General features: G+C 43.9%; 4 protein-coding genes and 3 tRNA genes. All 7 read left to right on the forward strand.

Annotation, left to right across the window (positions count from 1 at the left end; all coding sequences use genetic code 11):
- Nucleotides 1-103 precede the first annotated feature (103 nt).
- The 7 genes from ACED42_RS13930 to ACED42_RS13960 all read left to right on the forward strand — a co-directional run bounded on the left by ACED42_RS13930 (nt 104) and on the right by ACED42_RS13960 (nt 7,378).
- Entirely contained in the window at nt 104-1,975 is a 1,872-nt protein-coding gene (locus ACED42_RS13930) for an alpha-amylase family glycosyl hydrolase (protein WP_371702957.1), read from the forward strand.
- Between the two features lie 250 nt (nt 1,976-2,225).
- Nucleotides 2,226-4,859 carry an alanine--tRNA ligase gene (alaS, locus tag ACED42_RS13935; protein ID WP_371702959.1) on the forward strand — a complete coding sequence of 878 codons (2,634 nt, stop codon included), beginning with the start codon at nt 2,226-2,228 and terminating at the stop codon, nt 4,857-4,859.
- A 220-nt stretch (nt 4,860-5,079) separates the two neighbouring features.
- Nucleotides 5,080-6,261, forward strand: coding sequence for an aspartate kinase (locus ACED42_RS13940; protein WP_081326135.1), 1,182 nt, complete (start codon nt 5,080-5,082; stop codon nt 6,259-6,261).
- A gap of 92 nt (nt 6,262-6,353) precedes the next feature.
- The gene (gene csrA / locus ACED42_RS13945; RefSeq protein ID WP_009847619.1) at nt 6,354-6,551 is read left to right on the forward strand and encodes a carbon storage regulator CsrA; all 198 of its coding nucleotides are present in this window, start codon (nt 6,354-6,356) and stop codon (nt 6,549-6,551) included.
- Nucleotides 6,552-7,025: 474 nt separating this feature from the next.
- Nucleotides 7,026-7,118: transfer RNA gene (locus ACED42_RS13950), tRNA-Ser, on the forward strand.
- Between the two features lie 46 nt (nt 7,119-7,164).
- Nucleotides 7,165-7,241, forward strand: a tRNA-Arg gene (locus ACED42_RS13955).
- Between the two features lie 44 nt (nt 7,242-7,285).
- Nucleotides 7,286-7,378 (forward strand) — tRNA-Ser (locus ACED42_RS13960).
- Nucleotides 7,379-7,516 lie beyond the last annotated feature (138 nt).

Raw genomic sequence — 7,516 nt, forward strand, 5'->3', positions numbered from 1 at the left:
TAGACCTCATTATGGTGATTTAACGTAACAGTTATAGAGCGCGGCATTATAAAAGTAAAAACAATATAAAACGAAACCCCATAACGTGAATAAAGGACGACACATGAAGAATAAGCTTATTGTGCTATCAGCATTACTGGCTTCCCTACCTGCTATGGCAGATTGGAACCAGGCCTATTTCCGTGGTACCGCCAATAACTGGCAAGCTGAATCTATGGTTAAAGTGAAAGCAAACCACTGGCAAATAGTGAAAAAATTTAACACCGGTGATGGAACGAACTCTCCTAGTTTTAAGGTTGATCGCTTTGGTGATTGGTCTGAAAACTACCCTCTATCAAATTTCTCTGTTGACCCTAATAAAACCTACGAAATTAATTTCTATGACGACACGAATAAAGTGGTGGTCCATGAAAAGCTTCCCTTTGATATGCGTGATGAAACCATGTATTTCGTGTTTCTTGACCGTTTCTATGATGGCGATTCAGCCAATAATACAGCGACGGGTGCCGACATGTATTCGGCAGACAAATCGGATTTCAAAAAATACTTTGGTGGTGACTTAAAAGGTTTAACTGCAAAGCTAGATTACTTGCATGATATGGGGATCACGGCCATTTGGATAACGCCTCCAGCAGATAACATTAACGTGCCTGACAGTCGAGGCGGTGCGGGTTACCACGGCTACTGGGGACGTGACTTCTTTAAAGTTGACGAGCATCTAGGTACCGTTGCCGATTTTAAAGCATTAAAGACGAAAATGGATAGCTACGGCATGAAACTCGTGCTGGACTATGCGCCTAATCACTCTAACCCTGATGATGAAGGGGAATACGGTGCACTTTATAAAAAGGGTGTTCGAGTTACCGACTACAAAAATGATAATGCAGGGTATTACCATCATAATGGAGCGATCGCTGAAAACGGTAAAGATTGGGAATGGAACGACGCAAGGGCGGTTCGCGATAAAACCTTATTCAACTTAACCGATTTTGATCAACGTAAAGATGGCCCTGCGCGTCAGTATTTGATTGATGGTGCGAAATTCTGGGTTGATTTAGGGGTAGATGCGATCCGTATTGATGCGGTGAAACATATGGATAAAGAGTTTATCCAAGATTTTACTGGCCAAATAAACGCATACGCGAAGAAAAGCCAAGGTAAAGATTTCTATTTCTTTGGTGAGTGGATGGATTCAGGCGCTGACGCAACGGGATCAAACTTTGCTTCTATCGATTTTGCCAATACATCAGGTTCAGCACTGCTTGACTTTGGATTACGTAATACGATCGAAAATGCATTACTTCACCATAACAATATTGGTATGTACGCTATTAATAATTACATGAAATTACGTGACCAAAAATTCACAAGCAGTGATTGGCAAGTGGTGTTTTTGGATAACCATGACGCGTCTCGTATCTCTACCGTTTTACGCTCAGACGCGAAGAACTTTGGCGCAGGTAAAGACAAGTGGGGTGGTCGTCAAAGTGTTGCATTTGCACAAGACAGAGTGGAGCTGGGTTTAGCGCTTATTATGACCTCTCGTGGCATTCCTTGTATTTATTACGGAACAGAGCACTACGCGGCTAACTTCACTACCAATGGTTTTGGTCAACAAGGTAATGACCCTTACAACCGTGAAATGATGCCAAGCTTTGATAAAACGACAAATGCTTACAAGATGATAAAAACATTAAGTAAGCTTCGTAAAGAAAGCTATGCGGTTCAGCAAGGTGATTATATCGAGCGTTGGATAAGCAATGATGTATTGGTATATGAACGTAACGCAGGCGATGACGTAGTTGTGGTTGCAATGAACCTCGGTCAAGGTACATCGGTTAACGCGGTGAATTTAGGATTGGCAAACGGAACTTACGACAGTGTACTAGGAACTGACCAAGTGGTTGTTTCTAATGGCAGTGGCACATTTAACCTAGACCAAAATGAAGTGGTTATCTTACGCACTAAGCATTAACCAGTAAGACAGACTCTTAATAACGGTTTACTGGTTTTCGATTGAGTTCCAACTGCTTAAGCCTCGTACATATTGTGCGAGGTTTTTTTTGTTTTTTCTTTGCTCGAGCTAGTGGAATATTCTTCATTTTATCGAATTCCAACTAAAATCCTGCCCAAGGGTGTCTTTTCTACAAGAAAACTAGTCGAAGCCTTAACCATGATCTACAATACGGCAAAATTCTAACTCGACTATTTTCAGGAAGAGCTGCATGTACATGAGCACTGATGAGGTTCGCAACGCGTTCCTTAAGTTCTTTGAGAGCAAAGAACACCAAATCGTAGACAGTTCATCGTTAGTTCCACATAACGATCCAACCCTGCTATTTACTAACGCAGGCATGAACCAATTCAAAGATTGCTTCTTAGGCGCCGAAAAACGTGCCTACACTCGAGCAACTACGGCTCAGCGTTGTGTACGTGCGGGTGGTAAACACAATGACCTTGAAAACGTAGGTTTCACGGCTCGTCACCATACATTCTTCGAAATGCTAGGTAACTTCAGCTTTGGTGATTACTTCAAAGAAGAAGCGATTGGCTTTGCTTGGGAATTCCTGACTGAAACACTAGGTCTGCCAAAAGATCGCCTGTTAGTAACGGTTTACGAGACAGATGACGAAGCATTCGAAATCTGGAACAAGAAAGTGGGCATCCCAGCTGACAAGATTGTTCGCATCGGCGACAAAGAAGGTGGCAAGAAGTTTGAATCTGATAACTTCTGGACAATGGGTGACACAGGTCCTTGTGGTCCATGTACTGAAATCTTCTACGATCACGGTGAGCACATCTGGGGCGGTCGTCCTGGTACACCTGAAGAAGATGGTGACCGTTTCATCGAGATTTGGAACAACGTATTTATGCAGTTCAACCGTCATGCTGACGGCACTATGGAACCGCTACCTAAGCCAGCTGTAGATACTGGTATGGGTATTGAGCGTATCTCTGCAATCATGCAGGGCGTTCACTCTAACTACGAAATTGATGTATTCCAAAAGCTAATCAAGGCGACAGCAGAAGTAGTAGGTCACGACGACCTATCTAACCAATCGCTGCGCGTTATCGCTGACCACATCCGTTCTTGTTCATTCCTAATCGCTGATGGTGTCATGCCTTCAAACGAAGGTCGTGGCTACGTTCTACGTCGTATTATTCGTCGTGCAGTTCGTCACGGTAACAAGATTGGTGCACAAGGCGTGTTCTTCCACAAACTTGTGGGTGTACTGGCTGAAGTGATGGGCTCTGCGGCTGAAGAGCTTAAGAAACAGCAAGAGCTTGTTGAAAAAGTACTTCGCATCGAAGAAGAGAACTTTGGTCGCACGCTAGAGCGTGGCATGGTTATTCTAAACCAAGAATTGGATGTTATTGAATCTGAGCTTAATTTAGCTATTCAGAATAAAGAGCAATATAGCAATGAAGTATTTGGGGTTTTACCAGGTGAGGTTGTGTTTAAATTGTATGACACATACGGCTTCCCAGCAGACCTTACTAACGATGTAGCGCGTGAGCGAAATTTATTTATTGATGAAGAAGGCTTTGAAAAGGCGATGGAAGAGCAGCGTCAGCGTGCTCGTGAAGCGGGCCAATTCGGCACGGATTACAACGCGACGATCAAAGTAGACACCAACACTGAGTTCTGTGGCTACACAGGTACTGAAGGTGCAGGTGAAATCTCTGCGCTATTCGTTGACGGCGAAGAAGTATCTTCATTATCAGCGGGCGACAAAGCAATCATCATCCTTGAAGAGACACCATTCTACGCTGAGTCAGGCGGTCAATGTGGTGACGCGGGTACGCTAAGCACAGCGTCGGGTCTATTCAAAGTACAAGATACTCAAAAGCTAGGTAATGCATTTGCACACCACGGTGAGCTCGTTGAAGGCGTATTTGCTCAAGGCGATAAAGTAGAAGCGCGCGTTGATGCTGAGCGTCGTGCTGCTATCTCACTAAACCACTCTGCAACTCACTTACTTCACTCAGCATTGCGCGAAGTGCTAGGTGAGCACGTTGCTCAGAAAGGTTCTTTAGTTAAGCCAGACAACCTACGTTTTGACTTCTCTAACCTTGAAGCGGTAACACCAGCACAGATTAAAGAAGTAGAGCGTCTAGTTAACGCACAAGTTCGTAAGAATCATGTGATTGAAACGAACATCATGGACATCGAGTCAGCGAAAGAAAAAGGTGCAATGGCACTGTTTGGCGAGAAGTACGATGATGAAGTTCGCGTTCTGTCTATGGGCGATTTCTCTACTGAGCTTTGTGGTGGTATCCACGCAAGCAACACGGGTGATATCGGTCTATTCAAGATCATTTCAGAAGGTGGTATCGCTGCTGGTATTCGTCGTATTGAAGCGGTAACGGGTGAAGCAGCTCTAGATGCAGTAGAAGCTCAGGCTAACGCTTACGAAGAGAAGCTTGCTGAATCAGCTAAGAAAGCGAAATCGCTAGAGAAAGAAATCCAACTACTTAAAGAAAAGATGGCTGCAGCTGAAGGCGCAAACATCATGGGTAAAGTGGAAGACATCTCTGGTACTAAAGTTCTGGTTGCTGCCATTGAAGGCGCAGACAACAAGAACCTACGTACTATGGTTGATAATGCTAAAAACCAAGTGGGTAGCGGCATCATCCTGATTGCGAACGTAGCAGACGGTAAAGTTGGCCTGATTGCTGGCGTAACTAAAGACCTTATCGGCAAAGTTAAAGCGGGTGACCTCGTTAAGATGGTTGCTGAGCAAGTTGGTGGTAAAGGCGGCGGTCGTCCAGATATGGCTCAAGCGGGTGGTACTGACGTTGAAGCACTACCTGAAGCGCTTAAATCAGTACGTATTTGGCTTGAAGAGCGTCTTTAAGCTTAAGTAATTGATACAAAGATGCCCAATCAACTGATTGGGCATCTTTTATTTAGCCCATTGGAAGAACGTCTGAAAAAGGTTTGATTGAGATTAACCAAGAAGGCTAATGGTAACGTTAGACTCCTTGGTTAATTTTTTATTGCTTCGCCATGACGCGGAGTATGTGTTTTTTTGTCATATATAGACATTGGTCTTGGGAAGGTGAGGACGGGTGAAAATGCCTCTTATCGTGCAGAAATTTGGTGGAACGTCGGTGGGTTCAATTGAACGAATCCATCATGTAGCAGGAAAAATCATTGAAGCGAAAAATGAAGGGAACCAGATCCTGGTTGTCGTTTCTGCTATGTCAGGTGAAACAAATCGGTTAGTTAACTTAGCTTCACAAGTTGATAGCGTACCAAACGCTAGAGAGTTGGATGTGCTGTTAACAGCTGGAGAACAAGTTTCCATGGCTTTGTTGGCGATGACGTTGCACAAGTTGGGTTATGAAGCGACATCGATGACTGGCTATCAAGCCAAAATACACACCGATTCTAATCATAATAATGCGACGATTGAGCGTATTGATACCGCTCCTATTAAAGCGCTGTTAGATGATGACCAGATTGTCATTGTTGCAGGTTTTCAAGGCGTTAATGCGAAAGGTGATATCACAACCTTAGGGCGAGGTGGTTCAGACACCACGGCCGTTGCGTTGGCGGGCGCCCTTCAAGCGAAAGAGTGTCAGATATATACCGATGTTGATGGCGTATATTCCTGCGACCCTAGAGTGGTTAAGCAATCTAAGAAATTAGATACCTTAGATTTTCCCTCTATGGAAGAAATGGCTCGCAGAGGCGCTAAGGTTTTACACCTTCCATGTGTTCAACATGCGTGGCGACACAATGTACCATTGAGAGTGCTTTCGAGCTTTGAAGAAGGCGAGGGAACTCTTATCGCGGGTAATGACTGTTTGAATGATATTGCTGGGATAGCCATTCAAAGAGATATGGTTCGCATCGAGTGTTTGAATCAAGATTTACCGTCCCTCATGTCGCATTGTCATTTATTAGGGATTGAAGTCTGTAGTGTGATCGAGGGAGCAGAACGGGCAGCACTCATTATCAAACCGGACATAAGTGCTAAATTAAAACTAGTTTTTGACGAGAAAATCCGTAATAGTGAACAGGTTAGTTTGTTAACTGTGGTAGGAAGCCGAACACAAGAAATTGTGGTCAGTTCACATGGATTGTTGTCTGAAGGCGAAATTGATGTACAGCATCACTTATTGCAACAGCAGTCTTTAACTTTGGTGATATCACCAACGCAAGTCGATATGGCTGCTAACATATTACACAATGCATACATCGTAGCGCGTGAAACACAGGGTTATCCTAAAAAAGAAGTGCATTTTGGTTAAATAAACTCAATCGATAGTTTACGAAAATATAACTTTTGTTGGATAATGCTCGCGTAGCTAGATAAATTTAGAGATTACTCAAGGAGCAAAGAATGCTAATTTTGACTCGCCGCGTTGGCGAAACACTGATGATTGGTGACGAAGTAACAGTTACTGTACTAGGCGTTAAAGGTAACCAAGTACGTATTGGTGTTAACGCACCTAAAGAAGTATCTGTTCACCGTGAAGAGATCTACATGCGCATTCAAGCTGAAAAAGGTAATGGTAACGTTGCACCTGGCAACTACTAATACTTTTGCGTAGAGAAGAGGCTAGCATTGTTGCTAGCCTTTTTTGATCTTGGGGGAATGGAAATACGCATTTGAACATCGATGGGGTGGTAACGGGTTAGTCTTAACGCGGTGAAGTGAGAACTTTATGACGTTATGAAATACAAATAGGATCGATCATCGCTATTGCACGGTATTTTGTCTGCGCAAACTCAAGATTTGTTAGCTTCCCCTATGGCGCAAATACGCATCCCGTAGTATTGTGCAAACAGCGGTAGCACTTGCTGCTGGATAAATTAGATAATTGTTTTCGGCTGTTTATTATTGCCAATCTTTCACCTTAATTTTTAAGGGAAAAAGCGCGATTTGAAGCTTATAAGTTCAATTTGCAAGCGCTTTGATTAAATAGCAAACGGTTGAGTGTTTTTGTCCAATTTTTTTCAATAAAGTGTTTGACATATTTTCGGTAAAACGTAATATGTGCCTCCGCAAGACGGTGAGGTGGCCGAGAGGCCGAAGGCGCTCCCCTGCTAAGGGAGTATGTGGTTTGTAGCCGCATCGAGGGTTCGAATCCCTCCCTCACCGCCATTTCTTGCACGTTTGAATTTGCAAGCAAACACAGAAGTAACAATGTGCGCCCTTAGCTCAGCTGGATAGAGTACCTGGCTACGAACCAGGCGGTCGGAGGTTCGAATCCTCCAGGGCGCACCATTCTCTTTACTCTTACTTGTAAGTGTTTCGAGAATAATGAATAAGGTGAGGTGGCCGAGTGGCCGAAGGCGCTCCCCTGCTAAGGGAGTATGTGGTTTGTAGCCGCATCGAGGGTTCGAATCCCTCCCTCACCGCCATTCATTACAGGCCTATGGCCTTTTTTTTGTTTCGTAGAAACAGAATGTGATATATTTCACAACTTCTTCTCTTGAAGATACCGTGCGCCCTTAGCTCAGCTGGATAGAGTACCTGGCTACGAACCAGGCGGTCGGAGG

The sequence above is a fragment of the Vibrio sp. FF145 genome (genome assembly GCF_041439075.1).
Classification (GTDB): Bacteria; Pseudomonadota; Gammaproteobacteria; order Enterobacterales; family Vibrionaceae; genus Vibrio; species Vibrio tasmaniensis_A.

What these genes read in the sequence shown, in the direction of transcription:
- csrA (WP_009847619.1), top strand. Translation starts at nt 6,354, where the DNA reads ATGCTAATTTTGACTCGCCGCGTTGGCGAAACACTGATGATTGGTGAC.
- ACED42_RS13930 (WP_371702957.1), top strand. Translation starts at nt 104, where the DNA reads ATGAAGAATAAGCTTATTGTGCTATCAGCATTACTGGCTTCCCTACCT.
- ACED42_RS13940 (WP_081326135.1), top strand. Translation starts at nt 5,080, where the DNA reads ATGCCTCTTATCGTGCAGAAATTTGGTGGAACGTCGGTGGGTTCAATT.
- alaS (WP_371702959.1), top strand. Translation starts at nt 2,226, where the DNA reads ATGTACATGAGCACTGATGAGGTTCGCAACGCGTTCCTTAAGTTCTTT.